Origin of the sequence: Streptomyces sp. NPDC059092 (assembly GCF_042756365.1) — a bacterium.
Lineage (GTDB): Bacteria > Actinomycetota > Actinomycetes > Streptomycetales > Streptomycetaceae > Streptomyces.
On record NZ_JBHZEJ010000002.1, the window covers coordinates 58,956 to 85,895 of the forward strand.

Annotated in this window: 25 protein-coding genes and 1 pseudogene; 11 read left to right on the plus strand and 15 right to left on the minus strand. The window is 71.3% G+C overall.

Annotated elements, in window-relative coordinates; genetic code table 11:
* Positions 1-68: 68 nt before the first annotated feature.
* Positions 69-821 carry an NADPH-dependent F420 reductase gene (locus tag ACFXPL_RS01755; protein ID WP_384910784.1) on the minus strand — a complete coding sequence of 251 codons (753 nt, stop codon included), beginning with the start codon at positions 819-821 and terminating at the stop codon, positions 69-71.
* Positions 822-944: 123 nt separating this feature from the next.
* Positions 945-1,538 carry a TetR/AcrR family transcriptional regulator gene (locus ACFXPL_RS01760; RefSeq protein ID WP_384910787.1) on the minus strand — a complete coding sequence of 198 codons (594 nt, stop codon included), beginning with the start codon at positions 1,536-1,538 and terminating at the stop codon, positions 945-947.
* Between the two features lie 24 nt (positions 1,539-1,562).
* On the opposite strand from ACFXPL_RS01760, the gene ACFXPL_RS01765 reads away from it, so the two are divergent.
* Both ACFXPL_RS01765 and ACFXPL_RS01770 read left to right on the plus strand, forming a co-directional pair.
* On the plus strand, positions 1,563-2,012 hold the full coding sequence (locus tag ACFXPL_RS01765) for a flavin reductase family protein (RefSeq protein ID WP_384910790.1): 450 nt from the start codon (positions 1,563-1,565) through the stop codon (positions 2,010-2,012).
* Between the two features lie 191 nt (positions 2,013-2,203).
* Positions 2,204-3,532, plus strand: a complete 1,329-nt coding sequence (locus ACFXPL_RS01770) for an NtaA/DmoA family FMN-dependent monooxygenase (protein WP_384910793.1) — start codon at positions 2,204-2,206, stop codon at positions 3,530-3,532.
* Positions 3,533-3,679: 147 nt separating this feature from the next.
* Here the strand turns inward: ACFXPL_RS01770 and ACFXPL_RS01775 are convergent.
* From ACFXPL_RS01775 to ACFXPL_RS01790, 4 genes and pseudogenes are all read right to left on the minus strand, one after another.
* Positions 3,680-4,579, minus strand: a pseudogene (locus ACFXPL_RS01775) (SRPBCC family protein); the annotation flags it as partial.
* Between the two features lie 6 nt (positions 4,580-4,585).
* Positions 4,586-5,131 carry a hypothetical protein gene (locus ACFXPL_RS01780; RefSeq protein WP_384910796.1) on the minus strand — a complete coding sequence of 182 codons (546 nt, stop codon included), beginning with the start codon at positions 5,129-5,131 and terminating at the stop codon, positions 4,586-4,588.
* Between the two features lie 89 nt (positions 5,132-5,220).
* Entirely contained in the window at positions 5,221-5,667 is a 447-nt protein-coding gene (locus ACFXPL_RS01785; protein WP_384910800.1) for an Asp23/Gls24 family envelope stress response protein, read from the minus strand.
* 213 nt (positions 5,668-5,880) lie between these two features.
* On the minus strand, positions 5,881-7,047 hold the full coding sequence (locus tag ACFXPL_RS01790; RefSeq protein WP_384910803.1) for a hypothetical protein: 1,167 nt from the start codon (positions 7,045-7,047) through the stop codon (positions 5,881-5,883).
* A gap of 198 nt (positions 7,048-7,245) precedes the next feature.
* Here ACFXPL_RS01790 and ACFXPL_RS01795 point away from each other — a divergent pair, with 198 nt between their 5' ends.
* From ACFXPL_RS01795 to ACFXPL_RS01830, 8 genes are all read left to right on the plus strand, one after another.
* On the plus strand, positions 7,246-8,643 hold the full coding sequence (locus ACFXPL_RS01795; protein WP_384910805.1) for an MFS transporter: 1,398 nt from the start codon (positions 7,246-7,248) through the stop codon (positions 8,641-8,643).
* 11 nt (positions 8,644-8,654) lie between these two features.
* Positions 8,655-9,830, plus strand: a complete 1,176-nt coding sequence (locus ACFXPL_RS01800; RefSeq protein ID WP_384910807.1) for a radical SAM protein — start codon at positions 8,655-8,657, stop codon at positions 9,828-9,830.
* 8 nt (positions 9,831-9,838) lie between these two features.
* Entirely contained in the window at positions 9,839-10,108 is a 270-nt protein-coding gene (locus tag ACFXPL_RS01805) for an acyl carrier protein (protein ID WP_384910810.1), read from the plus strand.
* Positions 10,105-11,523, plus strand: coding sequence for a hypothetical protein (locus tag ACFXPL_RS01810; RefSeq protein WP_384910812.1), 1,419 nt, complete (start codon positions 10,105-10,107; stop codon positions 11,521-11,523). The genes ACFXPL_RS01805 and ACFXPL_RS01810 overlap by 4 nt, the downstream gene beginning before the upstream one ends.
* Complete coding sequence (locus tag ACFXPL_RS01815) at positions 11,513-12,511, plus strand: Gfo/Idh/MocA family protein (RefSeq protein ID WP_384910815.1); 999 nt, start codon at positions 11,513-11,515, stop codon at positions 12,509-12,511. The genes ACFXPL_RS01810 and ACFXPL_RS01815 overlap by 11 nt, the downstream gene beginning before the upstream one ends.
* Positions 12,508-13,563: a phosphotransferase family protein gene (locus tag ACFXPL_RS01820; protein ID WP_384910818.1), complete on the plus strand. Its 1,056-nt coding sequence runs from the start codon at positions 12,508-12,510 to the stop codon at positions 13,561-13,563. Before ACFXPL_RS01815 ends, ACFXPL_RS01820 begins: the two co-directional genes overlap by 4 nt.
* Complete coding sequence (locus ACFXPL_RS01825) at positions 13,560-14,630, plus strand: hypothetical protein (RefSeq protein ID WP_384910821.1); 1,071 nt, start codon at positions 13,560-13,562, stop codon at positions 14,628-14,630. Before ACFXPL_RS01820 ends, ACFXPL_RS01825 begins: the two co-directional genes overlap by 4 nt.
* Positions 14,631-14,884: 254 nt before the next feature.
* The gene (locus ACFXPL_RS01830; protein WP_384910824.1) at positions 14,885-16,090 is read left to right on the plus strand and encodes a condensation domain-containing protein; all 1,206 of its coding nucleotides are present in this window, start codon (positions 14,885-14,887) and stop codon (positions 16,088-16,090) included.
* 40 nt (positions 16,091-16,130) lie between these two features.
* On the opposite strand, the gene ACFXPL_RS01835 is transcribed toward ACFXPL_RS01830, so the two are convergent.
* The gene (locus ACFXPL_RS01835) at positions 16,131-17,006 is read right to left on the minus strand and encodes a family 16 glycosylhydrolase (protein WP_384910827.1); all 876 of its coding nucleotides are present in this window, start codon (positions 17,004-17,006) and stop codon (positions 16,131-16,133) included.
* Between the two features lie 267 nt (positions 17,007-17,273).
* Between ACFXPL_RS01835 and ACFXPL_RS01840 the strand changes: the two genes are divergently transcribed.
* On the plus strand, positions 17,274-18,317 hold the full coding sequence (locus ACFXPL_RS01840) for a L,D-transpeptidase (RefSeq protein ID WP_384910830.1): 1,044 nt from the start codon (positions 17,274-17,276) through the stop codon (positions 18,315-18,317).
* Positions 18,318-18,341: 24 nt separating this feature from the next.
* On the opposite strand, the gene ACFXPL_RS01845 is transcribed toward ACFXPL_RS01840, so the two are convergent.
* From ACFXPL_RS01845 to ACFXPL_RS01880, 8 genes are all read right to left on the minus strand, one after another.
* Positions 18,342-19,355: a CopD family protein gene (locus ACFXPL_RS01845; protein ID WP_384910833.1), complete on the minus strand. Its 1,014-nt coding sequence runs from the start codon at positions 19,353-19,355 to the stop codon at positions 18,342-18,344.
* Between the two features lie 90 nt (positions 19,356-19,445).
* Positions 19,446-20,150 carry an ADP-ribosyltransferase gene (locus ACFXPL_RS01850; protein ID WP_384910836.1) on the minus strand — a complete coding sequence of 235 codons (705 nt, stop codon included), beginning with the start codon at positions 20,148-20,150 and terminating at the stop codon, positions 19,446-19,448.
* A gap of 107 nt (positions 20,151-20,257) precedes the next feature.
* Positions 20,258-21,463, minus strand: coding sequence for a hypothetical protein (locus ACFXPL_RS01855; RefSeq protein WP_384910839.1), 1,206 nt, complete (start codon positions 21,461-21,463; stop codon positions 20,258-20,260).
* The gene (locus ACFXPL_RS01860) at positions 21,463-22,275 is read right to left on the minus strand and encodes a polysaccharide deacetylase family protein (RefSeq protein ID WP_384910842.1); all 813 of its coding nucleotides are present in this window, start codon (positions 22,273-22,275) and stop codon (positions 21,463-21,465) included. The genes ACFXPL_RS01855 and ACFXPL_RS01860 overlap by 1 nt, the downstream gene beginning before the upstream one ends.
* Before the next feature lie 163 nt (positions 22,276-22,438).
* Positions 22,439-22,963, minus strand: coding sequence for an ATP-binding protein (locus ACFXPL_RS01865; RefSeq protein ID WP_384910844.1), 525 nt, complete (start codon positions 22,961-22,963; stop codon positions 22,439-22,441).
* Positions 22,964-23,214: 251 nt separating this feature from the next.
* Entirely contained in the window at positions 23,215-23,985 is a 771-nt protein-coding gene (locus tag ACFXPL_RS01870; RefSeq protein WP_384910847.1) for an enoyl-CoA hydratase/isomerase family protein, read from the minus strand.
* 111 nt (positions 23,986-24,096) lie between these two features.
* Positions 24,097-25,356, minus strand: a complete 1,260-nt coding sequence (locus ACFXPL_RS01875) for an Ig-like domain-containing protein (RefSeq protein WP_384911242.1) — start codon at positions 25,354-25,356, stop codon at positions 24,097-24,099.
* A 310-nt stretch (positions 25,357-25,666) separates the two neighbouring features.
* Positions 25,667-26,899, minus strand: coding sequence for an Ig-like domain-containing protein (locus tag ACFXPL_RS01880; RefSeq protein WP_384910850.1), 1,233 nt, complete (start codon positions 26,897-26,899; stop codon positions 25,667-25,669).
* Positions 26,900-26,940: the final 41 nt, after the last annotated feature.

Below are 26,940 nucleotides of genomic sequence, written 5' to 3' on the forward strand. Positions count from 1 at the left end.
CGATCGTCCGCGTTCCGCTCTTCTCCCGTTGTCCTGCCGGTGTAGCGGCACTCACGGCGTCCAACGAGTCACATGTAGAGCGCTCGGCTCAGACGGACGCTGTAGTCCGCGTCGGGGTTCGTCGCGGCGTCCCCGACCCTCTCCTGGATCGCGGCAACCGCCAGGTCGCGCCGTTTCGGCGATCGTTTCGCGTCTGCTGCCGCCAGCGCGGCGGGCATCTCTTCGCGGGTGAGGTCTGTGCAGTAGCAGGGCGTACCGGGCTGCTGGCGCCACGATTCCGCGAGCGTCCCGGCATCGAATGCGTCGAACCCGGTGTCCTCGACGAGTGTCATGGCCAGTTGGCGGTCGCTGTCCCCGTCGGCGGCAACAGGGAGGGCGATGCGATCCGGGCTTCCCGCAGGCTTGCCCTTGTTCGCGAACGAGTCCGAGCCGATCGAGTTCCACGCCTTGACCGCCGGGCGGCCCAACTGTTCGGCGACCCAGAGGCTCTCCACCTGGCCGGCGTCGATGCTCTCGTTCCGGTCGTCCCGAGCCGGATAGTAGTTCGACGTGTCGATGACGACCGTGCCGGCCGGCAGGTCAGCGATGAGCGGTGCGATCCGTGGAAGACGGTTCATCGGAATCGAGAGGATGACGACGTCCACGTCCACGTCCACCACGGCTTCCGCCGCCGTGACAGCGCGTCCGCCCGACGCCAGCACGTCGGCCCCAATCGTTTCCGGGCCACGCGAGTTGGCCACCTTCACACCATGTCCGGCCTCGCTCAGCCGCTGGGCCAACGTTTTGCCGATGTGACCAACGCCCAAAATGCCGATCTTCATATTGCCTCTCCTTGTACCGATTGATACAGCGAAAACGGGAGCCGGGCCGCGGTCAGCACACGCCACGTCGAGCGGCGACGAGCATCAAGCCGACTTCAGAGAGCCGCCTGGGCGCCCGGAGCGTCACCGCCCGTTCGTGGATGTCCGCCATCCGGACCGCATGAGGGTTTTGAGTGCCTGGGGCGATGACTCGTCGGCCATGGCGGCACTACGCACCCACGCTGTGGCGAGCGTGCTGAGAAACAAGTCTCTTCCCCGTACCCACGGCTGGGCGCCGCCGTCGCGCTGGGCCGCGTGGAGGAACTCCTCGGTGGTCGTGATGAAACCCTGGCAGGTGATCGCCAGCGGGGAGGTGCTCTCGGTCAGCGCGGCCCGCAGAGGTTCGGGCAGGCCGTCGAAAGCGGTCACCCACTCGCCCAGCGAGTCCAGCCACTGGGTGAGCGCGGCGCTGGAATCGGTCTCCTCGCGCTGAATGGCGGCGCGACGCAACTCCAGCTCTTCGTCACGAGCCTGCAGGAGAGCGGCGAGCAGCGCCTCACGGTTGGGGAAGTGCCGGTAGAGCGTGCCCGGGCCGACACCCGCCCGCTTGGCGATGGCGTCCATGGAACCGGTGATGCCGTGCTCCGCGAAGAACTGCTGCGCCACTTCAAGGATATGCGTGCGATTGCGCTGCTTGTCCGTCCGCGGCCGACGTCCGTCCACACCTGAGACATTCATACCCTCACACCTCCTGTTGACAATATGGAGATCGCCTCCGCATCACCCGCTCCACAAAACGGAGACTATCTCCTCATTACCGTTGGCGCCACTCGCCACAGACTCCATGGCGACGGACACACCCCGCGGCGGCGGCAACCTCACGCCGCCACCGCGGCGACCTCGCCACCATCCAACACTCCTGGCCGGCCTCGGCTCCCGAGGAGCGCAGGCCAGACCGCCCTCGCCACCACCTTCGCCCGCTCGGGCAGCGACAAATTCGACGGGGCCGACTGGACGCCGAGCGCGGGCCTGCCCCGGCTGCCGCACTCCCCGGGACGGGTCGCCCGCGAGGTCACCGACTTCGCGACCGCCGGAGACCACAGCCTTCCGCTCGCCCACGTCGTCGCCGGCGAGGTCGGCGAGGTCGACGAAGGGCGCCCTCTCACGTACCACCAGCGCTCATTCGGCATCCACACGCCGCTCCCCACCTGAAATCCCCTGACCCCCGCCACAACGCCGAGCTCCACGCGGCTGCCGCCATGACGAACCCGGGGTTCGCCGACCGCACGGCCGCAGACCCCTCCCTCGGCGGCGTGCGGCAGGCGCGCGATTCGCTATACGGAGATGGTCTCCGTATAGTCGACCCGCACAGACGGAGACTGTCTCCGCATAAGGAAGGAATCATGGCAGACCGGCAGATGATTCTCGGCGTACAGATGACCAACGGCTTCGGCAACCAGCCGGGCGCGTGGCGGCTGCCCGGCGCGGACCCGAGTTCCTACGTCGACATGGACGCGATGGTGCGGCATGCTCAGGCCGCCGAACGGGGGAAGCTTCAGTTCCTCTTCCTGGCCGACACGCCCGTGCTCGACGTCGACCTGACTCATCAGCCCACCATGATGCCGCTCGACCCGATCGTGGTCATGGCGTCCATTGCACGCGAGACCAGCCGGATCGGCATGATCGCCACCGCGTCCACCACGTTCAACGAAGCCTATAATCTGGCTCGCCAGTTCAAGGCTCTCGACGTGATGAGCCATGGCCGGATCGGCTGGAACGCGGTGACGACCTCGAACCCGGCCGCGGCGGAGAACTTCGGCGCGCCGATCCCGCCGCGGGCCGAAAAGTACGCCCGAGCACACGAGATGATCCAGCTCGTCGAGGCGCTGTGGGGCAGTTGGGCGAAGGACGCACTGATCGCGGACGTCGAGAGCGGCGTCTACGCCGACGCCTCGAAGATCCAGCCCGTCAATCTTCAAGGTCAGCACGTCGCCTCCCGCGGCCCCCTGCCCATACCGCCGTCGGAGCAGGGTCAGCCGGTGATCTTCCAGGCCGGAGGGGGTGCGGCGGGGCTGGAGATCGCCGCACGGTACGCCAATGGCGTGTATGCGAATCCCTACGACATCGAGGCCTCGCGCGCCCACCGGCGGACACTGCGCGCGGCCGCTGTGCAGGCGGGGCGTGGGGCCGACGCCGTGAAGCTCTTCCCCGGATTGATGCCGACCGTCGGGGCCACGAAGGAGGGGGCGCTGGCCAGACGCCGCCGTCTCGACGAATCCATCGACCTGGACCAGCGGGTCCGCTACCTCGGCGCGATGATCGGCCTGCCCCTGAACGGGGCCGACATCGACAAGCCCGTGCCGCAGCCGATGCTGAAGCGTGCTGTGGCGAACCGGTCCGACCCGCGTTCCGGGCACGCCCTCAAGATCGTCCGCGAGGGCTGGACACTGCGCGACGTGATCGCGCACGGCGTCATCGACTACCACCCCGTCGTCGCCGACACTCCCGAGAAGATCGCCGACCACATGCAGGAGTGGTTCGAGGCCGGCGCCTGCGACGGGTTCTCGCTGGAGATCGACGCCTTCCACGACGGCATCGACGCCTTCGTCGACGGTGTGGTGCCGATCCTTCAGGAGCGTGGGCTGTTCCACCTCGACTACGAGGGGCCGACGCTGCGCGACCACCTGCACGCCGCCCCGCGGTACGGCCGGGCGCTCCTGACCGGGTCCTGATCGGCCCGGCGTCGAGGACCGTCCTGACGTCGGACCCCGAGGACATCCTCATGCTGTGCGGCCCCGTGTCCGCGTCGTCGCAATCTGACGTAGCGCGAAGCCTCCCACCGCGCCCCGCCGTCCCCGGGCCCCGAGGTCTACTCACTAGTCCTGCTGTTCTTCCTCGTCCTGCTGTTCTTCCTCGTCCTGCTCGTCGTCGTCCTGCCCTTCTTCCTCTGTCCCCTCCTCTTCCATCGCCTCTTCGTGTGTGCGGACGACTTCGCCGTCCCGGATCTCGCCGCGCCACGCCTCCGGCTCCTCGTCGGTGAGCGTGACGTACCGCTGGAAGTTCTTGAAGTCCAGCCGCAGACGGCGTCCTTGAGCCCGCCAGATGTTGCCGGTCTTCTCGAAGAAACCCGACGGGTAGTACTCGACCACCAGCACGATCCTGGTCAGGTTCGGCGCCATTTCATGGAAGCTGACGGCCCCTTGAACGGTGCCTTTCGAGCCCTCGGAGGTCCATACGATCCGGTCGTCCGGGATCTGTTCCAGGGTGGTCGCCTGGAAGCTCCGGGTGGACGGGCCCACTTTGGTCTTCCAGTCGCTGCTCGTGTCGTCGTCGTCGTCCTTCGACACGTGTGACACGCCCTTGGTGAAGCCGGCGAATTCGTCGTACGCGGTCCAGTGGTCGTACGCCGTTCTCAACGGCACTCCCACATCGAGGACTTCGACGATGTTCGTCACCTTCACGTCCCCGCTGCCCGGTCGGCCGCCGCTGCCCGTCAGGTCCTTGGCCTTGTCCACCACGGAGTCCTTGACCGATTTCGCCTTCTCGGAGAGCAGGGAGCCGACAGGCGAATCGCCGTGCAGAATGCGGGAGCCGATCGCGGGCAGTTGTCCGCCGTTCTCCGCGATGTCCGTCAACTGTCCTGTCAGGCCGGTCAGCTTGTCGCCCAGCCGGCCCACGGTACGTTCCAGCCGGGCGCTGACGTAGTGGGCGAGTTCCTCACGCACCCGGCCGGCGTTCGAGGTCGTGGCCTCGGCGGTGTCCTTCTGCGTGCTGGTCATACCGAGTCACCTCCGGCGGCTGGAGCGGGGAGATGCGGTCTTCTTCGTCTTCTTCTCGGGCGCCGCGGCCTTCTTCCCGGCCGGCTTCTTGGCCGGGGCCTTCTTCGCCGACGCCGATCGGGTACCGGAGGGGCGGGAGGACCGCCGACGCCTCGCGGGCGGCGGTTCTTCTTCCTCGTCCTTCTCGTTTTCCTCCTCTTCCTCCTCTTCCTCGTCCTCTCCCTCGGCTTCTTCGTCCTTCTGGCCGAGGCGCGTCGTGCGCCCACTGATCGTGTCGGCCAGCGACCCCATCGCGCGGTCGGTGACCGCGGACAGCGCACTGCCGGCGGCTGCCATGCCCTGCTCGCGGAGTTGCTGCTTCAACCCCGCGACCTGCTCCATCTCCGCCAGGCGGCGCGCTCCCCCGGCGGCCAGTTCCCGGGGGCTGAAACCGAGCCCTCTCCCGGACACGACGGTGGCCACCGTCAGGGCGAGCCGGCCCTTCTTGGTCCGGCCCAGTACGTATCCGCCGAGGACGGCAGCCCCCAGAGCCAGTTTCGTCTGATCTTCCATGGGTCAATCCACCTTCGCCAGGTCTCGGCGTACGACCGGCGCATGAACCCCGGCCGTTCTCCGGTCAGTCGTCTCGGCGAAGCCGACCGTTACCGCGTGCGGGACGAATCGCCTCTGTCGTCATCGTCGTTGTCGTCGGAACCCGGTACGTGGACGTCGAGGACACCGATGTTGACCTCGACGACATCCAGCCCGGTCATCCTCTCGACCGCGTCGGAAACACCGGACCGGATCTCCTCGGTGGTCCGGGGAATCGGGTATCCGTACTCCACCACCACGCCGACATCAACGGCGGCCTGCTTCTCGCCGACTTCCACCCGCACACCGCGCGTGACGTCGTCGGACCGGGACATCCTGTCCCTGGCGGCTCCGAGCGTCCGGGAGATTCCGCCGCCCATCGCATAGACCCCGGACGCGTCACGCGTCGCGATACCGGCTATGGAGGCCACCACCGAGTCCGCGATCGTCGTCTTTCCCTCGACGGCGCCATGGTGGCCGCTCGACATCGCTGTCGATTTGGCTTCGTTGACTGTCATGGCCCAACTCACCTTCCCGAAGACAGGGGCTTCCGACAAGCAGAGGGGAATGCCACCGTCGGGAGGAAATTATGAGAATCTCCCCGGGCGGTCACACCCCTTTCTCCACTCTCCTCCGCGCATCCGCATCACGCCATTCGGGTGAGCGCGTTCCCCGTACCCCGCGTCGGCCGCTCTTCGACGGGGCGTTCCGCCGGGCGAACGCCGCGGAAATCAGCGTTTGTGCGCGTCGCGGCGCGCGGCTGTCCTGGCTCTCCGCGTGTTCCGTCGTCGGTCGCCGGATTCGCCTCGACGCGCCTCGGAGGTCCTGACCGGCTTCCGGCCGTCCTTCGTCGCCGCAGCACTCCGCCGCGCGGGCCCGCCGTCCGCAGACCCGCCGTCCGCGGGGTTCCGGGTGCGCCTGTGTGCCGGGGCGGTCGCCTCGGAGCTGTCCGGCGTCGCGGCCTCAGCCGCGCCCGCGGTGTCGTCGGCGGCCTTCCTGCCCGCGCTCCCCGCGACGTCCCCCACGTCCCGACCAGCGTCTTTCACCGTGTCGCCCACATCCCCGCCGATGTCCTCGACGGCTTCGCCCGCGCTCCTCCCGGCGGTCTTGACGGTGTCCTCGGCGCCCTCGCCGATGTCCTGCACGGCCCCACCCGCGCCATGTCCGACATCCTCCACCGCCTCACCCGCACCGTGCCCGACATCCTCCACCGCCTCACCCGCACCGTGCCCGACATCCTCCACCGCCTCACCCGCACCGTGCCCGACATCCTCCACCGCCTCACCCGCTCCCCCGCCGATCTCCTTGACGGCGTCCCCCGCTCCCGTACCGACTTCCTCGACCGCCTGCCCCAAACCCCTGCTCAACTGCTCCAGAATCTGCGGGTTCCGGTCCACCGTCGTCAGTACACGGTTGACGATGGTCGCGACATTATGGAGGCGTACCTTCAGTTGCGCCTGCGCCTCAACACCCTTGATGTCGAGATCGACCGAACCCAGCGCGACATCGGCACCGACATTCAGCTTGAGCAGATCAAGGACTTCGGCCTGAAGGGAGACATGGGCGCGCAGGTCCTGCACATCCAGGTGAATCTCGTCGATGTTGAGCACCGGAACGTCCAAATACACATCCGACGGCCCTTCGTCGACCACGTCGCCCTCGGTGTAGTCGTCCGATTCCGCGGCGACGACCTCCGCGTCCTCCCCGTCGTACTCGTCCCGGCCGCTTTCGTCCCGGTCGTATTCGTCTCCGGTGTTGTCGTTCTGACGCATAGGGCACTTCCTCACTGGGCGCGCGGCCCCGCTTTCCCAGTGTCGTGCGCCGACTCCGGCGACGCAACGGCCGGATCCCGTCCCGCGTAACGCCGGCGCACGGGCTCGGGGGCGGCTTCGGTGCAACTCCCGCCCCTTGAGGCACCCTTGACCCTTGGAAGCGCTCTCAGATAGCTTCGGCAGCGCTCACGATCACGCACACTCACACGCATCCGCAGCACCCCCTCGGGGGCAGTTCGGAGGGTTCATGAGGGGCATGAGGACAGGCGTGGACGCACCCGCCGCGTTATGCCTGTACGGGCCGTCCTGCGGATCCGCGGGCGGATGAGCGGGTTCACGGCGCGGGCCGACGGCGCCGAGCACACCAAGGACGCCGAGTACACCGAGCGCGCCGAGAAGGCCGCCGATGCCGGAGGCTCCGAGAGGGTACGGGCAGAGTCCGTGACTGCCCGACTGCCCGACGGGTTCCGGTGGTTCTGGTTCGGGCAGACGATGAGCGGGCTCGGGGACCGGCTCACCGCGTTCACCGTGCAGAGCGTCGCCATCCTGGGCCTCGGCGCCTCCGGCGCGCAGGTGGGGATCCTGTCCGCGACGGGCTGGCTCGCCTATCCGGCGCTCGGGCTGGTCGCCGGGGTCGCCCTGGCGCACGTACGCCGCAAGGGTGTGATGGTCGCCGCGGAGCTGGTCCGGTTCGCCGCCTTCGTCAGTGTGCCGGTCGCCGCGCTGGCCGGCCGGCTCACCCTGACCCACCTCGTGGTGGCCGTCGCGGTGGCGGGCGCGGCCACCGTGTTCTTCGACATCGGCGGCCAGTCCTATCTGCCGTCCCTGGTCGGCCGCGAGCAGTTGGTCGCCGCCAACTCCCGGCTCTCCGGCGCGGACAGCCTGACCAAGCTGGCCGGTCCCGCGCTGGCCGGGGTGGTCTTCGGGGTGGTGGGGCCGACCCCGGCGGCGGCGCTGGCCGCGGCGCCGTTCCTGCTGTCGGCCGCGGCCCGCGCGCCGGTGCGCGCCGTGGAGAAGCTGCCCGTACGGCCGTATCCGCGCGAGCCGGTGTGGGCACGGGTCGGGCGGGAGCTGCGCTTCGTCCGGGACCATCCGCTGCTGCGGCTGCTGGTGGGCCGTGCCGCGCTGCGCGGCTTCGGTACGGGGGCGGTGGACGCCGTACTGCTGCTCTTCGCGTACCGGGGGCTCGGGCTCTCCAGTGTGGGTGGCGGGCTGCTGATGGCGTCCGGCGCGGTCGGCGCGCTGGCCGGGGCCGTGCTGGCGTCCCGGATCATCGGCCGGTTCGGTACCCGGCGCGCCCTGCTGCTCACCGGCCTTGAGGGTGTGTCGTGGCTGGCCGTGCCGCTCTGTCTCCTCTGGACGCCGGCGGCGGTCCCCGTGCTGGTCCTGGTGCGGAGTTTCTCCGCGGTGTGGCTGTCGGTCTGGGGCGTGCTGGACGCGAGCCTGCGGCAGGCGCTGGCCCCGCCGGGCCGGCAGTCGACCGTCCACGCGGTGACCAGGACGCTCAGCTTCTCCACGGTGCCGCTCGGCTCCCTGGCGGGCGGCCTCGCCGGCGGGGGTTTGAGCGCCTGGCTGGGCTGGGCGGCCGGGCTCGGAGTGGTGATCGCCGCGGGTGGCCTGCTCGCGGCGGCGAGCGTCCTCCTCTTCAGAAAGGAACCGCTGCTCAACGACGACGCGCTGATGGCGCCGGCCGGGCTCACCGAGTCCGGGCGCCCGGAGTGAGGAGATGAAGCATGCATCCGACGACCACCAAGACACTGACGGCGAAGGAGTTCGCCGACATCAAGCACACGGTGTCGATCCGCTCGCGCGCACGCAAGAACCTGCTGGCCGACCCCGGTTACGCGGCCCCGCTGCCGCAGGAGGTGAGTCTCCAGCTCACCTACCGGTGCAATCTGCGCTGCTCGCACTGCTACCAGTGGAACGAGCAGGGCTTCTTCCGTGACTTCAGCCCCGCCCGGCAGCGTACGGAACTCGATCTGTCCGTCGTCGAGGACGTGCTCGCCGCCACCGCCCCCGTACGCTCCAAGCTGTTCCTGTGGGGCGGCGAGCCGCTGATGCACAGCAAGTTCGGCGAGGTCGCGGCGCTGCTGGAGCGGTACCCCCGTACGGTCAACATGTGCACCAACGGGCTGCTGTTCAAGCGGAAGCTGGACGATCTGCTCCGCATCGGCGAGAACCTCAACCTGCTGGTCAGTCTGGACGGTCTCGGCGACGACCACGAGGCGCTGCGCGGCAAGGGCACGTTCCGCAGGACCGTGGAGAACATCGAGACCATGCTGCGGCTCCAGCGCGAGGGCCGGTTCCGCGGTGAGCTGTCGCTGTCGTGCATGGTCTCGCACGCCACCGTCGGGAAGATGTACGAGTTCATGGAGTGGGCGGAGGAACTCGGCGTCAACACCGTGTACTTCCAGTTCCCCTGGTACATCAGCCCCGAAGTGGCGGGCGCCATGGACGAGTTGTACGAGAAGTCGTTCGCCTGGCTCCAGCCGGACACCGGCACGAAGAAGCCCACCTGGCACTCGTACACCTACCAACTTCCCACGGAGCAGCTGCCCGTACTGCGGGAGTCCATGCGGCGGCTGGCCGCGCGGCCCTGGCGGGTGCGGGTGCGGTACCAGCCGCAGCTCGACATCGACGAGGTCGAGGACTTCATCCTCGGCACGTCCCGTCCGGCGCAGCAGCGCAGCAAGTGCCTCGCGGTGTCGAACCGGATGGAGGTGCACGCCGACGGCAACGTCAGCTCCTGCAAGTTCTTCCCGGAGTTCGTCGTGGGCAATCTGTACGACACGCCGGTCACGGAGCTGTGGCAGAGCGAGTCCTTCCGCCAGGTGCGCCGGACGCTCGCCGAGGGCGGAATGATGCCGGTCTGCTCGAAATGCATTCTTCTGTATCTCAACGGAGTCTGAGGGTGGGGATGAGTGTGACCGTGGACGAGATCGAGCTGAGGATCAAGGATGTGCTCGCCGGTGTGCTGCCGGACGGCGCCGCGCGGGACGCGATCGGCCCCGACACCGATCTGATCGACGAGTACGGCCTGGACTCGCTCCAGGTGATCTCCTTCCTGCTGGGGATCGAGGACGCCTTCGACATCGAGCTGGACTACGAGAACCTGCGGCTGGACGATCTGCGGTCGGTACGGCAGTTCGTCGGCTACGTCTCCGGCCTGGGCGTGGCGGCGCGGTGACGGCGGGCCGGGGCGCCCCGGCGGAACCGGCGGAACCGGCGGAACCGGCGGAACCGTCGGAACCGACCGGCCCGGAGGCCACGGAGGCTCCGGAGGGCCGGGCGGCGCACTGGGGCACGTTCGACGCGGAGCGGTGGTGGCGGGCCCCGGAGCTGGCCGCCCTGCCCGCGGTCACCCTGCCGGGCGGTGCGGGCGCGGTGGCCGCGATGGACGAGCTGCTGGCCGGATTCTGCGCGCCGGGCGATCTGCTGGTGACCCGGACGCCGATGGCGGCCGAGGTGCGCGCGGGGCTGGGCGCGTGCGGGATCGACTTCGAGCCGTACGTCCTGCGGCCGGCCGCGGCGGCCGACGACCGCCCCCGCACCGCCGACGCCCTGATCGCCGCCGACAGCACCGCGCGCGAACGGGTCGCGGCCTGTCCTGGCGCCCTGCCCTACGCCGTGCTCCCCGACACCGTCGCCCTCACCGACCGGCTCGGCAGACCCGGTCTGCTGCCGCCGGTGGCGGTGGTCGCCGAGGTCAACTCCAAGTCGTGGTCCAACGCGCTCGTCCGGCGGCTCGGTCTGCCCGGCGCCGGCCGGGTGGTCCGCTCGGTGGACGAACTGACCTCTGCGGTCGCCGAGTTCGGGTACCCGGTGCTGGTGAAGGACCCGTACGGGGTGTCGGGCCGGGACACCCTGGAGATCGCCGCGCCCGGTGTGCTCGGCGCGGTCCTGCGCACCCTGGGACGGCAGGTCGCGGCGGGCCGGCGGATCGAGCTGGTGGTGCAGCGCCGGTACGCCAAGCGGTGCGACTTCTCCGGGCATCTGCGGATCTCCCGCACCGGCGAGGCCACCGTACTGGGCGTGCTGATGATGGCCAACCACCGTTTCCGGTACGCCGGTTCGCACCCCGCCGACCCGGCCTTCCTCGCCCGCCTCGACGCGGACGGCTACTTCGGCACCCTCGCGGCGGTGGCCGACGCCCTGGCCGGCGCCGGGTACTGGGGGCCGGTGGGCGTCGACTCCATGGTCGTCGAGGACGGGACCGTCGTCCCCGTACTGGAGATCAACGCGCGCCGCTCCCTCGGCCTGCTCTCGCTCCGCCTCGACCAGCGGGTGCGGGAGAGCGGCGGCGGGCTGCGCGGCCATCTCCGGCAGGTGGACCTCGCCGTACCGCCGGGCCGGGGCATCGCCGATCTGAGCGCCGCGCTGCGCCGGGACGGTGTGCTGTACGGAGGCGGCCCGCGCCCCGGAGTGACGTTGCTGGGCGGCAGTACGCTGACGGCCCCCGGCGGCCGGGTGTACTACGCCCTGTTCTGCGGCCCCGACGGCGCGCCCGCGCTGCGGCGCCGGGTACTGGCGGCGGCGGCCGACGCCGGGATGACGCCCCGTGGCCTGCCCGGCGGAGCGACCGGGGTGGCCGATGCGGCTTGACATCGGCCTGATCGGGGCGACGGCGATCGCCGGGCGCGCGGTGGTGGGGCCCAGCTCACGGTACGACGACGTACGGGTGCGTGCCGTGGCCGCGAGCGACCCCGAGCGTGCCGCCGCGTTCGCCGCCCGGCACGGGATCCCCAAGGTGCACGCCGACTACGCGGCCCTCTTGGCGGACCCCGGCGTCAACACCGTGTATGTGTCGCTGCACAACTCGGCGCACCGTCCGTGGGTGGAGCGCGCGGCGCGGGCCGGGCTCCATGTGATCGTGGAGAAGCCGCTCTGTCTCGGCCCGGCCGAACTGGCCGCGATCCGGGAGGCCGCGGCGGCCGGTGGGGCGCGGGTGGTGGAGGCGGTGCCCACGGCGGGCCATCCGTGGCAGGGCGCCGTCCGTGCCATGGTCGAGGACGGCCGGTACGGGCGGCTGCGCTCGGTGCGGACCGACATACGCTTCGGTGTTCCTGCGGCGGGCAGCTACCGGGAGCGCCCGGAGCTGGGCGGCGGGATCTTCCGCGACTGCGCGAGTTACTGGCTCCAGGCGGTCCAGGCGACCGTGGGTCTGGGCGGCATGACGGGGCGCGGCACCGGGCTGTTCGGTGGCCCCTACGGGAGCGACCGTTCCTTCGAGGCCCGCCTCGACCGGCAGGACGGCCTGGAGGCGGTGCTCCACTGCGAGGTCGGTGAGGTCCATCAGGCCCGCCACACGTTCGTCTTCGAGACGGCGGAGGTCCGGCTGCGCAACTTCCTGCTGCCGACGAGGGGCGCGCTGCCGCTGAACCTGGTGGTCCGGCGCGCCGACGGGGCCAGGCAGGTGCGGGCGTTCCCCCCGGTGGCGTACTACGACTCCCAGCTCGACCGCGTCCGGGCGACGCTGTCGGACCGTCGTCCTGACGACGGCGGCGCGCTGGAGCGGGCCGGCGCGCGCGTCGAGCTGATGGCCTCGATCTACCAGGACGCGGTCCGCGCGTCGGAAAGGCAGACACGGTGAACAATCTGCACAAGCGGCGCCCCGGGGAGCGGCAGTTCGACCGGATGCTCGCGGCGGCGGGCGTCGACCCCGGCCTGGTGCGCTCGCGCACCGAGCTGTCGGACGCGACGTTCAACACGGTCTACCGCGTCCGGCTGGCCGACGGGACGCCGGGCCACCCCAGCCTCGTACTCAAGATCGCGCCCGATCCGGGCACGCCGACGCTGAGTTACGAACGCGGCATCATGCGGACCGAGGGGCTGTTCTACGCGGCTGCCGCGGGCCGGGCGCCGGTGCCCGAGGTGGTGTACGCGGACTTCTCCCGCGAGCTGATCGACACCGACTTCCTGCTGATGTCCGATCTGCCCGGCACCAACTGGCACGCGGCGCGGGAGGAGATCGGGGACGGCGAGCGGGCGGCGCTCCGCGGTGAGCTGGGCGGGCTGGTGGCGGCGCTGCACCGGGTGACGGGCACCACCTTCGGCTACCCCGGGGCCACGTCGGGGCCCGGCCCTCTTCCCTCGTCACCGCCGGGCTGGCGATCCGTGTTCCTCGCCATGGTGGACGCCGTCCTCGCCGACGCGGACACCTTCGGCGCGCGCCTGCCGGAGCCCGTCACGCGGGTCCGGGAGACGGTGCGGGCCGCGGCGGATCCGCTCGACGCCGTGACGACGCCCGTCCTCGTCCACTTCGACCTCTGGGACGGCAATGTCCTCGTGGACCGGCCCGCCCCGGCCGGAGCGCCCCGGATCAGCGGGCTCGTCGACGGTGAACGCGCCTTCTGGGGCGACCCGCTGGCGGAGCTGGTCTCCCTGGCCCTGTTCGACGACATCGAGCGCGACGAGGCGTTCCTCGGCGGGTACCGGTCGGCGGGCGGCCGGGTCGGGTTCGACGAGGACACCCGGCAGCGGCTCGCCCTCTACCGCTGCTACCTCTACCTGATCATGCTGGTCGAGGCGGTACCGAGGGGCTTCTCCGGTCCCGAGCAGGAGGCCAGGGACCGCTACGTGGCCCGCCATCTGCGCGCCGAGCTGGCGACCCTGTCAGGGGCCAGGGCCGGGGGCCGGCCGTGATCGAGATCCTCACCTCCGGGGTGGCGCTCGGCGTGCACGTACCGGGGCTGCTGCTGGCCGACCGGCTCCGCGAACAGGGCGCCGACGCCGAGGTCCGGGTACTGGAACGGCTGCTGCCGGAGCGCACGTTGACGACCACGGCGGCCATGAAGTGGGCGTTCCACCGGGACTTCCGGTTCGCGCTGACCGGCCAGCGGGTGGCGACCGACCCGTCGGCCACCGTGGCGGACCGGGCCGTCGAGGAGCTGATGGCCGTCTGGCGGACGGAGCGGATCGACCGGTTCGTGGTGTTCTCCGGTTTCTGGCTGCCGATCGTCGAGCGGTACGTGTCCCGGTACGGGGCGGACGCGCCCCCGGTCGACGTCTGCCATGTGGACTCGGTGGCCTCGCCGTCCTTCGTGAAGACCGGGCATCCCGCGCCCGGCGTACGCCATGTGTGGCTGGCCGACTCCGCGCGCGGGCGCATTCCGTACAGCATCCCCGTCACCCGTGCGCCCGCGCTCCCCTGGGCCGAGCGGGACCGGCGGCTGCTGGTGCACGGCGGGGGCTGGGGCATCGGCACCTACCGGGAGCGCGCGCGGGAGTTGCGCGCGCACGGTTTCGCGCTGGACGTCGTGGCGTACGAGGAGGCCGACGTGTCCGGCGACGACCCGGACGTCCGCTCCTTCATGGTCGACCCGGGGTGGCATCCGTGGCTGGACGACGGCTATCCGCCGTTCGGCCGCGTCGTACCGGGCGAGCCGCCCCGCTTCACCCGCGGCGCCGGACACCACGGCTCCTTCGACCTGACCCGGGCCGCGGTCGCCACCGTCAGCAAACCGGGGGGCGGGACCCTGCTGGACTCGCTCTGGTCGGCGACCCCGGCCGTACTGCTCGAACCGTACGGCGGACACGAGGAGCGCAACACCGAGCTGTGGCAGGAACTCGGCTTCGGCATCACGTTCGCGCGCTGGGAGGAGACGGGGTTCGACATGGCCGTGATCGAGGAACTGCACCACACGCTCCGGGAGGCCGCCGCGCACCTCCCGGACTACTCACGGCTGCTCGCGGAAGAGACCGCGTCATGACCGCCGGCCCGCCCGGTTCGCTCCGTACGACGGTCGACCTGGCGTTCACCGCCCCTCCCGGCGGTGCCGAGGGCGTGTACGGGGCCACGTGGGGCCAGCGGGAGATGTGGCGCACGATCACCAGGCACCGTCCGGGCGGCTTCTACCAGCTCTCCCAGATCATCCCGGTCGGGGAACCCGGGGCCCCTCGGACTCCTGGGTCTCCTGGGTCTCCTGGGTCTCCTGGGTCTCCTGGGTCTCCTGGAAACCTCGACATGGTCCTCGGCTGTCTGCGACACCTCGTCGTCCGGCACGCGTCGCTGCGTACCACCTTCCACGAGGACGCGGGCGGGCTCTACCAGGTGATCCACCGGGACGGTGTGCTGCCCGTCCGGATCGAGGAGGCGCCGGAGGGCCGGGAGCGGGCGACGGCCGCCGCGCTGGTGGAGGGTTTCCAGGCCGAGGAGCCGCTGCTGGAGAGCGAGTTCGCGCCACGGCTCGCCGTGGTGGTCCGCGGCGGGGCCGCGGCGTACCTCGTGCTGGTCTGCTCGCACGTGGTGCTGGACGGGCGCAGCGAGCGGGTGCTCGCCGCGGAGGCGAGGACGCTGCTGGCCCACGCGAACGCCCCGGCGGCGACGGATCCCCGTACGGTGCTCCCTCCGGTGGTGCACGGGCCCGCCGAACAGGCCGGCGTGGAGGCCCGAGCGAAGAGCCGCCGTACCTCGGCCCGCTCCGTCGCCTACTGGCGCGCCACGCTCGCCGACGCCCCGCCCGCCCTCTTCCCGTCCCCCACCGCACCGGCGCCCGGCGGCCCGTCCGCGCCGATCTGGTGCGGCAGGCTCGCCTCCGGGGCGCTCGCGGAGGCCGAGGCGACGCTCGTACGCTCCGGGCTCGGCTCCGGCGCCCTCTGGCTGAGCGCCGTCGCCCGTGTCCTCGCCGCCCGCACCGGGCACCCCGCGATGACCTTCCGCCTGCCGGTCAGCAACCGCTTCGACCAGACGCTCGACGGATACGTCGGCAACCTCTCCCAGCACACGGTCGTCACGGTCGACACCGCCTCCGGCACCTTCCCCGAACTGGCCCGTCGCGTCGAACGCGACCTGATGCGCGCCTACTTCCACGCCCGGTACGACCCGGCGGAACTGGCGGAGGCGACCACGGAGATCGAGTCCAGGCGCGGCGCCCCGCTCGACCTGACGTACCTCTTCAACGACGTACGGAGCCGCCCCCACAAACAGCCGGCCGCACCCCGGCCTCCGGCCCACGCCCCGGAGGTGAGCTGGGAACTCCTCCACACCGCGAACAGCGACATCAAGCTGCACGTACGCGTCACGGGGAGCGCGGGCCGCCCCCTGCTGGACATCGCGGCCGACACCTCCCTCCTCTCAAGGAGCGCCATCACCGAAGCCCTGTTCGCGGTCGAACGCCTCCTGGTCGACGCGGCGCGCGCGGCGGAGCACGGGGGCGCCCCGTCCCCCTGAGTCACGCGAGGCCCCGTCGGCCGGATCCGAACGAGAGGCCCTAAGCCGCGCGGTTGCGGCCCACGTAGACGTTGCGGGCCCGGTAGAACGTGTCGCCGCCCGGTCCCGACGAACCCGACGAGCCCTCCATCTGGAGGTTGATGATCAGCCAGAGCGGCTTGCCGACGAATCCGGCCCCTCGGTGGACCGCCTTCCAGGTGCCGTCGAGGTAGTAGTGGATGTCCACGTCCGTGGCGTTCACCTTGGTGATCCAGGCGCGGTACGTGTGCCACGAGCCGGGCGTCGGGACGCCGACGACGGTGCTGGACACGTCCGAGGACGTACGGAACGTGTTGAACCAGTTGTTCGTGTTCCCCTTGAACTCCAGGATGTCGCTCTCCGGGGGCCAGCTGTTGACCCCGGTCAGCCAGAACGCGGGCCAGGTGCCCGCGCCGCTCGGGGCCTGGAACTCGCCCTTGACCTCGTAGTCGGGGAACTGGTCGGTCACCACGATCTGGTTCTTGGCGTGCACCGCGCCCGAGTGGTAGCGGATCGGGAGGTGGGGCGTGGAGCTGCTGGTGCCCTCGTCCCAGGTGATCCGGGTCGCCTGGAGGGTGAGCACACCGGAGGCGAGATGGATGTGGTTGTGGTCGGTCGAGCTGCCGTACATCCGGGCGCTGCCGTTGTGGTCGCTGCCCCAGGGGTACAGGTAGCGCCAGGACGCCTCGAAGGCGGCGTAGCTGCCGAAGGACCCGTTGATCACGTCCTCCCACGCGGCCGCCGTCGCCGCCCGCGCCGTACGGGGCAGGGCGGCGCCGAGGGCCATCGCCCCGCCCAGCGCGGCGGCCCCGCCGAGGAATCTCCTGCGGCCCGCGCGGGCCTCGGGCCCGTCGCCGTGGCTGCCGTGCGACTCGTTCCGTGCCGGTACGTCCCGCATGACGTCTCCCCACGATGGAACAGAAAGCATCAGGACTCACCACATTCCCAAGGGGATCATGAGGCGTCAACGGCTGCGGCAGGCCCCGGGGCCGGCGCTCCGGTTCGTCCGGATCACCCGTCATGGCGTAGGGCGGCCGACCATTCGGGGGAACGTCGCGCCGTAGAAGGCGTCGAACTCACTCTCCAGCGCGACCGACCCGTTCCCATGTCCTATGCCCTGCCCGTGTGCCGTGCCCTTGCCCGGAACCCTGCCGAGGGGGACCCGATGATTTCGGGAGCGACCATCAAGACCGACCACACCACCCGAACCCGTGCCCGCCTCCGAGCCCGTGCCGGTGTCCCCGTCCGCGCGCGTCTCCCGTACGCCTGGGGAGCCGCGGGCCTGTGCGCCCTCGCGGCGCTGACGGGCTGTTCCGTCCTGGACGCCGTGCGGCCCGACGAGGCCTCGGACGACAAGGCCTCCACGACCGCCGTGACGCCCGCCGCCGCCCGCCCCGCGCGACCGCGGCCGGCGGCGCCCGTGCCCGCCGCGCTGGAGGACGTACGCGTCAACGTCGACGACGGGGCCGTGGTGGGGATCGGGATGCCGATGTCGCTGGTCTTCGATCGCCCCGTGCCCGTCACCGAACGGGCCGCCGTCGAAAGGGCCTTGAACGTCTCCAGCAGCCCGCGCGTGACCGGCGCCTGGAGCTGGGTCAAGGACCGCGACCTCCTCGACGGCGGGCGCCTCGACTACCGCCCCCGTGACTACTGGCCCACCGGCACGAAGGTCACCCTCCGCGCGGGCTCCCGGTCCGGCTCCGCCCCCGGTCCGGGGGACTCACTGAACCGGCGCTTCACGGTCGGCCGCTCCCTCGTCGCCACCGTCGACGTACGCGACCACTCCATGACCGTCGTCAGGGAGGGCGTCGCCACCCGCGTCCCGATCACCGCCGGGGCCCCCGGCATGGAGACCTGGAACGGCGTCATGGTCGTCGCCGGCAAGGAGCGCCGGCTGCTGATGGACTCCAGCACCGTGGGCTTCGGCGACGAGTACAAGGGCTACTACAACTACGCGGTCCACCTGACGTCCTCCGGCACCTACCTCCACGAGAACCCGATGGCCGACGCCCACGCGGGCCACCGGAACGTCACCCACGGCTGCGTCGGTCTCCCCACGGACGGCACGGCGCGCCGCTTCTTCGAGGAGGTGATCCCCGGAGACGTCGTACGGGTGACGGGGGCGCCGGAGACGGTCGATCCGGGCAACGGTTACGGGGACTGGAACGTCCCCTGGAGCGAGTGGGTGGCCGGCAGCGCGCTGAGGTGAGCGCGGTACGGTCCGCGCGGACCGTCAGCGGGTGCTGAGCCAGTGCGGGTCGGGGACCACGGTCAGGACCGCCGAGACCAGCACGACCAGGGCCAGTACGGCCAGTTCGGCGCGGGCGGGGCGGACGGCGTCGCCGCCCCGGCGCAGCCGGTTCCTGGCCGTCAGCGCCAGCACGCACACCACGGCCACCAGGACGAGCTTGGTGATCAGCACCCTGCCGTACGCCGAGGTGAGGACGACGTCCACGGGAAGCCTGCGCAGCGTCGAGAGCGTGCCGGTGGCGGCCAGCGCGGCGAGGAGCCGGGCCGCGTGGCGGGCGTACCGGGCGAGCAGGTCCCCGGAACCGGCCGGGTCGGCGCGCCGCAGCCACAGGGCGCGCAGCACGTACAGCAGCCCGCCGGTCCAGAGGGACGCCGCAGTGAGGTGGACGACGGTGAGCGCGACGCCCAGCATCGGGGTGTACGGCTCGGGGTGGGCCCGCATGGCCTCCGCGCCGATGACGGCGGCGAGCGGGGCGAGGGCGAGGGCCGGGCGGGTCAGGGTGGCGCAGCCGGCCGCCAGCAGGAAGCCGTTGGCCATGACGAGCAGGAAGCGGCCGTCCGAGGTGCCGTACACGGTGGTGAGGTCGAGTCCGCTGACCTGGGCCAGCAGCAGGATCTGGCCGGCCGAGGCGCCGGCCCCGACGAGCGATGCGGCGACCGCCCAACGGCGCGGCTCGGGTGCGGTACGGGGGGATCCGGCGCCGGGCGTTCCGGTACGGGCGGGTCCGGTACGGGCGAGCCGGCCTCCCGCGAGTTCGCCGAGGTGGACGGCGAGCGCGGCGAGGACGGCCGCGCGCAGCACGGTGGTGACGCCCGCGCCGGGTATGCGCAGCTCTCCCGTACCCCGCGCGGCGATGCTCGCACCCAGCAGTGCGACGAGGAGGGCCGCCAGCGCGCCGCCCGCCACGAGACCCGCGGCGGTCCGCGTGGTTCCCCGGCCGGAGCCGCGGCCGGGGACACGGGCGGTGTCATCGACGGACGGGCCTGGAAATATCACCCGCTCATCATCTCCGCCGATCGCGGAGAGCGGCAACGCGGAAGAACGGCGACGCGGACGGTCGGCAGGGGGGCGGACGGCGGGGGTGGGTCAGCCGCGCCAGGGCTGGTAGTGCGGGTTGTCCTCGCACAGCGCCATGGTCTCGGTCTTCTTGGCCGTGTCCACCGGGCAGGCGCCGACGACGCGCTCCCGGGAGACACCGCCGGGGAAGGCGACCTCGTCGTCCCCCGCGAAGGGCCGGGCGGCGCCCAGGGTCCTGTCGACGTCGACGCCGCCGGGGGCGTCGATGTAGTAGTTGTAGACGGCCTTGTCCCCCACCGTGGCCTTGTAGAGGTCGTGGTCGTAGCTGGCCGATACGTACGGCGAGCCCTGGCCGGCCAGGGTGTGGCGGCCGAGGTCGTACCGGCCGCCCAGCGGCGCGTCGGGGTGGAGGCCCTGCTCGAAGACGAGCCGTGGCGCCCGGCTGTCGGCGCGGTAGAGCTGCTTGCAGTCGGTGCGCCAGTAGGGCGCCGGGGTGATCCGCGCGACCTCGACCCCGTGGTCCACCGCGGCGAACATCCTGTCCTCGACGAGGGGGCACCGGTCGGCGGCCGGGGCGGGCTCGGCGGCGGGAACGGGCTTCGCGGCAGGGACGGCGGGTCCCGCGGCCGGAATCGCGGGGCCGGCGGGTCGCACGACGGCCGACGGGGCCGGCTCGGGGCCGGACACGGCCTCGGTGGCCGCGGCGGGGACGAGCACGGCGGCGGCGGAGAGGGCGACGGCCGCGGCCCGGCGCCACAGGCGAGAAGTGGTCATGGGGAGCACCCTCCACGCTGTGCGGCGACGGGCCGTGGACCGTCACCCGGACGGGGGCGAGTTGCGGTCCGCGGACGCGCCCGCGGACGTACCACCGGCCGGACCGGTCAGCGGAAGACGCCGGTGTGCCCGAGCGAGTAGCGGCCCGGCTGCGGGTAGACCGCCAGTCCGTGCGGGCCGCTGCCGACCGGGATCCGGGCGAGCTGCTTGCCGCTGGTGGTGTCGATCGCGTACACCTCCTCGTCGTAACGCCCCGACAGCCAGAGGACCTTGCCGTCCGAGGAGACGCCGCCCATGTCGGGGCTGCCGCCGTCCGGCAGGTCCCACTTCTTCGTCAGCTTCTTGCGTGGGAAGTCGAAGACGGACACGGTGCCCTCGCCCCGGTTGGAGATGTACATCTCGCGGGAATTGCGGCTCACGTAGAGGCCGTGGGTGCCCTTGCCGGTGGGGAGCAGCTTCGGGGTGGAGAACTTCTTCCCGTCCAGCACCCACACGCCGTCGGCCATCATGTCCGCGATGTAGAACGTGCCGCCGTCCGGCGAGATCTTCACGTCCTGCGGCATGGCCCCCTCGAAGGGCAGCTTCTGCTCGGCGACGACCTTCATCTTCGCGGTGTCGACCTTGAGGAGTTCGCCGGAGAACTCGCAGGACACGATGAAGTACCGGCCGTCCGCCGAGAAGTCCGCGTGGTTGACGCCCGCGCAGGTGACCGGCTCGGTCTTGAGGATCTTCATGGTGTGCGGGTCCCGGAAGACCAGCTCCCGGTCGAGGGAGGCCATGACGACCGCGTACTTGCCGTCGGGTGTGAAGTACAGGTTGTACGGGTCGTGCACGTCGACCGGTTCGCCCGCCTTGCCGGTGGCCGGGTCGATCGGGGTGAGGGTGTGTCCCCGGTTGTTGTTGACCCAGAGGGTCTTCAGGTCCCAGGACGGCACGACGTGCTGCGGCTGCCGGCCGACCGGGATCGTCTCGATGACCTCGTAGGTGGCCGGGTCGATGACCGAGACGGTGTCGGAGTTGGTGTTGGGCACGTACACGCGGGAGGGGAAGCCCCGTACGACGGGCGAGAGCATGCCGGGGCGGTCGGCGGCGTAGATGTCCTTGGGGTCCTGTACGGGGGGCATGCCCGGCAGGCCGGCGGGCACGGACCGCGCGGGGACGGCCGGGCGCGCGGCCTTGGTGGCGGCGGCCTCCGTACGGGCGGGGGTCCCGGAGTCGCCGCACCCCGCGAGCGGGGCGGCGAGAGCGAGGGCGGCGGCGGCGGTCGCGAGCCGGACGGCGGGGCGCGGGGCACGGCGGGCAGTGGGGTGCATCAGGTCAGCAGCTCCGTGGTCGTCACCGCGCGCAGGCCGCGGCGTTCCAGTGCGTCGAGGAGGGCGGGCAGCGCGGCCACCGTGTCCGCGTAGCCGAAGTGCAGGCTCACCACGGAGCCGTCGCGGATCTCTCCGGTGACGGTACGGACGACGGCGGCGGCGCCGGGCGAGGTGAAGTCGAGGGAGTCGACGTCGTACGAGAGGACGTGCGGGTAGCCGGCCCGTCGGGCCAGCCGCTGGACGAGCGGGGTGGCGTGCTGGGTGCGGGAGGGCCGGAACCAGGTGCCGATGGAACCGGTGAGCCGGCGCAGTCGCTGGGCACAGCCGGTGATCTCCGCGTACGCCTCCGTCTCGTCCATGTCGGAGATGTCGGTGTGGTGCAGTGTGTGGTTGCCGAGGTCGTGGCCGCCGTCGAGGATCCGGCGGGCGAGTGCGGGGTGTTCGTCGAGCCAGGTGCCGACCGCGAGGACAGTGACCCGGGCTCCGGCGCGTTCCGCCTCGGCGAGCAGGGCGGTGGCGGTGGCTGGGTCGCCCTGGCCGTGGAAGGTGAGGGCGACCCGGGCGCGGTCGCGGGGGCCGTGCTCGATCTCGGCGGGCTGCCCGGGGAAGCGCCGGGGCGCGGGGGCGGTACGGGTGGCGGGGCGCGCGGTGCCGGGGCGGGCGCCGGCGCTCGTCCCCTGACCGGTCTCGGACGGGTGTGCGGACTGCTTTACAGAAGGGGGTGCTGTGTCGGAACAGCCGGTGGCGAGGGCGCCCGTGACGGCAGCGCCGGTTGCTGCGCGCAGTGCGCTGCGGCGGTCGATCGGGATCACGACCCCATTTAAGGGGGAAAGGAGGTGAAAGGTGGCGATTGACCCGCTACGGAGCCTTTCGCGGGTCGCCGGGTCCCGCTCGGCGGCTACGCGCTGCTACGCGGACCGCCCGGCGTGCACGGGCCCCGGCCGTCCGCGGCCACGGGGTCCTTGCGGTCCACGGCTACGGGACCTGGCGGTCCGCGACGCGCATCTCGAACCAGGTGGTCTTGCCGCGCGGCAGCAGGTCCACGCCCCACCGGTCGGAGAGCCGGTCCACCAGGAAGAGCCCGCGTCCACTGGTGTCCAGGTCACGCACCGGCATCAGGCACGGCAGCCCGCGCGAGGGGTCGCGCACCTCGATCCTGATCCAGCCGCGGCGGCGCAGCATCCGTAATCCGAAGACACGGGCGCCGGTGTGGCGTACGGCGTTGCCGACCAGTTCCGAGACGAGCAGGACGGCGTACTCGGCGGTCTGCGGCGAGAGCTGCCACTGGCGCAGCACCACACTGTGGGTGATCCGGCGGGCGGCGGCGGCGGACTCGGGGCGGGACGGCAGCCGCACCTCCGCTTCCGTCGGATTGCCGAACAATTCCAGCGCTTTGAGCGCCTGTTCGTCGTCGACGGACGGTATCCACCGCTCGGCGGCGGCGTTTCCGCGCTGCCGCGGCTGCTCCGTACCTTCCAGGCCCGCCATGCCCCCCATCATGGCCGTACAGCGCCTTCCCCGTGGGCGTTCCAGGGTATTCGGCCCCCCGGAACGAAGCATTCCGGGGGGCGTGATCGGCATATGCCCTTGGCAGAAATTAAGCTTGGTCGCCTATCCTGACCTGCGATGACGAGAAGCGATTGAAAGATCCCCCAATGTGATCACCAAGACTGCCTTAAGGCTGTCTTAAGGTCCCCGCAGGCGGTGCACAGGGTTGACGTAACGGCCACGCATGTCCAACAGGGCTATTCTCAGAGGAACTTCGCCTTGCCGGGACCGTCCTCCACGAACGAACGCATACCGCGCTCGCGGTCCTCGGTGGCGAACAGGCCCGCGAACCACGTGCGTTCGACGGCGAGTCCGCTCTCCAGGTCCGTTTCGAGCCCCGTGTCGACCGACTCCTTCGCCGCGCGCAGCGCGAGCGCGGGCCCCTGCGCGAGCTTCGCCGCCCAGGCGTGCGCCTGCTCGTACACCTCGGCCGCCGGGACGACCCGGTCGACCAGACCGATCCGCAGCGCCTCGTCCGCCCGTACCTGACGGCCGGTGAAGATCAGGTCCTTGGCGCGGGACGGGCCGATCAGCCGCGCGAGCCGCTGGGTGCCGCCCGCGCCCGGGATCAGCCCGAGCAGGATCTCCGGCTGGCCGAACTTGGCGTTGTCCCCGGCGATCCGGTGGTCCGCGCAGAGCGCCAGCTCGCAGCCGCCGCCCAGCGCGTACCCGGTGACGGCGGCGACGACGGGCTTGGGGATCCTGGCCACGGCCGTGAACGACTCCTGGAGCGCCCGGGAGCGCACGACCATCGCCGCGTGGTCCATCTCCCGCATCTCCTTGATGTCGGCGCCCGCCGCGAAGACCTTCTCGCCGCCGTACAGGATCACCGAGCGCACGTCGTCCCGCGCGCCGGCCTCCACGGCCAGCTCGCGCAGCCGGTCCTGGACGGAGACGTCGAGCGCGTTCATCGGGGGGCGGTCGAGCCGGATCGTACCGACGCCGCCGGAGACCTCAAGATTCACGAATGCCATGCCGAAGAGGTTAACCGGCGCTCACGACAACGGGCCCGGCCACGCACCTGTGCGGTGCGCGACCGGGCCCGGAGGGCTCGGCGTACGGGGCCCGCCCGGCCCCGTCCCGGACTACTCGGTCCACTCCGACCAGGACATGTTCCAGCCGTTGAGGCCGTTGTCCGGGGCGATCTGCTTGTCCTTCGAGTTCTTCACGACGACCACGTCCCCGATGATCGAGGCGTTGTACATCCACGCCGACGGGGTGCCGTTGTTCCCGCCGCCCCGGATGTCCCGGAGGCCGACGCAGCCGTGGCTGACGTTCGCGGAGCCGAAGGTGCCGGAGGACGCCCAGTAGTTGCCGTGCATGAAGGTGCCGGAGGTGGACAGGCGCATCGCGTGCGGCACGTCCTTGATGTCGTACTCGCCGCCGAAGCCGACCGTGGCGCCGTTCATCCGGGTCACCGCGTACTTCTCGCTGATGACCATCTGTCCGTTGTACGTGGTGGTCGACGGGGCGCCCGCGGTGATCGGGATCGTCTTGACCAGCTTGCCGTCCCTGACGACCTTCATCGTCTTGGCGCTCGCGTCGACGGTGGAGACCTGGCTGCGGCCGATGGTGAACGACACGGTCTTGACCTGCTTGCCGTACACCCCGGGCCGGCCCTCGACGCCGTCCAGGTTGAGCTTCACGGTCACCTTGGTGCCCGGCGCCCAGTACTTCTCGGGGCGGAAGTCGAGCCGGTCGTTGCCGAACCAGTGGCCCTCGACGGGGACGGACGGCTCGGCCGTCACCGTGATGGCCTTCTTCACGGCCTCGGGCTCGGTGATGCCGCGCGTGAAGTTGACCGAGACCGGCATGCCGACGCCGACCGTCGAACCGTCCTCGGGTGTGTAGGTGCCGATGAAGGTGTTCTCCGGTACGAGCGTGGTGAACGTCGTGTCCTTCGCGGACGCGCGCCCGTCCGCGTCCTTGGCGATCGCGTGCACCTTGTACCTGGTGCCGGACGCCAGGTGCTGGAGCGGCTCCCAGGCGGCGCCGTCGGCCGAGAGCTTCCCCTCGACCGGGCCGCCCTTGTCGTCCTGGACGGTGACGGTGGTGAGCTTGCCCTTGGCCGCGGAGACCTTGAGCGCGCCCATGGTTCCCACCGCCTCGGCGCCGTCCTTGGGTTCGATCGTCACCACCGCGACGGAGGCGGCGTTCTTCACCTCCGCCGCGCCCTTTCCGCCGTTCTCGCCGTCGTCACCGGCCCCGGAGCCCCCGCCGCACGCCGTCACCATCAGGAGCAGGGCTCCCAGCAGCAGGGCGAGCAGCCCCGTACTCCCGCGTCCGCGTCCGCCACCGGACGCGGACGACGCGGCCGATGTGGCCGATATCGGCAGCTTGTTCACCATGGTCGTCTCCCCTCGCACGGCCTGGCCCCGCCACGGCCCGCACCCCCGCGCGTCGAGTGCACGCGCATACCGATAGATAATCACACGGCGAGCGCGGCGTAGATCTCTCTCATGTCACCATTCCGTCCCAACAGGCGGTGACGGCGCAGGTCATGGCGGTGGTACGGGGCATGGCCGGGCGGTGTGCTGGGGTCGGCGGAGGGGCTTTCGGGGGCGGCGGAGGCACACGCGGAGGGCGTACGGAGGGGCTTGCGGTCCCGCGCCGGAGTGCGGCGGGGCCCTTGGGACGCGGTGCGGCTCGTGGGACTCAGCGGACCGCCGAGCCCGCCTTCCACTTGTTCCACTCCATGTTCCAGCCACCGAGGCCGTTGTCCGGAGCGACCGTACGGTCACGGGAGTTGACCACCTCCACCACATCGCCGACCAGGGTCCGTTCGAAGAACCAGCCGGCCGGCGAGTCGGGGTCACCGCCCTTGGTGTCGCGCAGCCCCACGCACCCGTGGCTGACGTTGTCGGAGCCGAACGTGCCTGCGGACTCCCAGTAGTTGCCGTGCAGGAACGTGCCCGTGGTGGTCAGCCGGATCGCGTGCGGGACGTCCTTGATGTCGTACTCGGCGCCGAACCCGACCGAACCGCCGTTCATGCGCGTCACGTCGTGCAACTCCGTGACCACCATCTTCCCGTTGTACGTGGGGTTCTTGGCGTCACCCGCGGTGACCGGCAGGGTGGACAGCGGCTCGCCGTCGCGCCGTACCTCCATGGTGTGCTCCTCCGCGTCGACCAGCGAGACCTGCGAGCGGCCCACCGTGAAGCCGAGGGTCTTGTGCTGCATGCCGAACACCCCGGGCGCCGCCTGGACATCCCGCAGCCCCAGCTCGACGGTGACCTCGGTGCCCGGCTCCCAGTACTCGCGCGGGCGGAAGTCGATCCGCTCGTTGCCGAACCAGTGGGGCGCCACCTCCACCGGCGGGTCCGAGGTGATCCTGATGGCGCGCTGGACGGCGGCGCGGTCCTGGACCGCCCGGTTGAAGTCGACGGAGATGATCATGCCGGTGCCGACGGTGGCGCGGTTCTCGGGCGAGAAGTAGGCGGTGAACCGGCCCTTGGGCACCGCGGTCGTGAAGGTGGTGCGGCGGGCCGAGCGGTGCCCGGCGCCGTCCACGGCGACCGCGTCCACGCGGTACCTGGCCGCGAGCGCGACGACCGCGCCGCCGCTCGGGGCCCACGTACGGCCGTCGGCGGAGATCCGTCCGGGCAGTTCCGCCGGCCGCGCGTCCTCCACCTGGGTCACCTTCACCCGTTCGAGCCTGCCGTCCGGGATCCGCACCGCGATCCGGTCCGTGCGCGCGACCTCTTTCGCACCATCCCGCGGGGTGACGGTGATGGTGTCCACGGGGGTTCCCGCCTTGCTCTCCAGAAGGGCGGTGGGACCGCCCGCGCACCCGGTCAGGGCCGCCAGACCGGTCAGTGCGGCGAACAGTCCCACCCGTGTCAGGAGAGCCGCCGGATGGGCCTCTGCCCGCTTTGTCATGTTTCTCATGACCGCCCAACGACCACCCCCCTCCCGGGGAAACGTGAGGG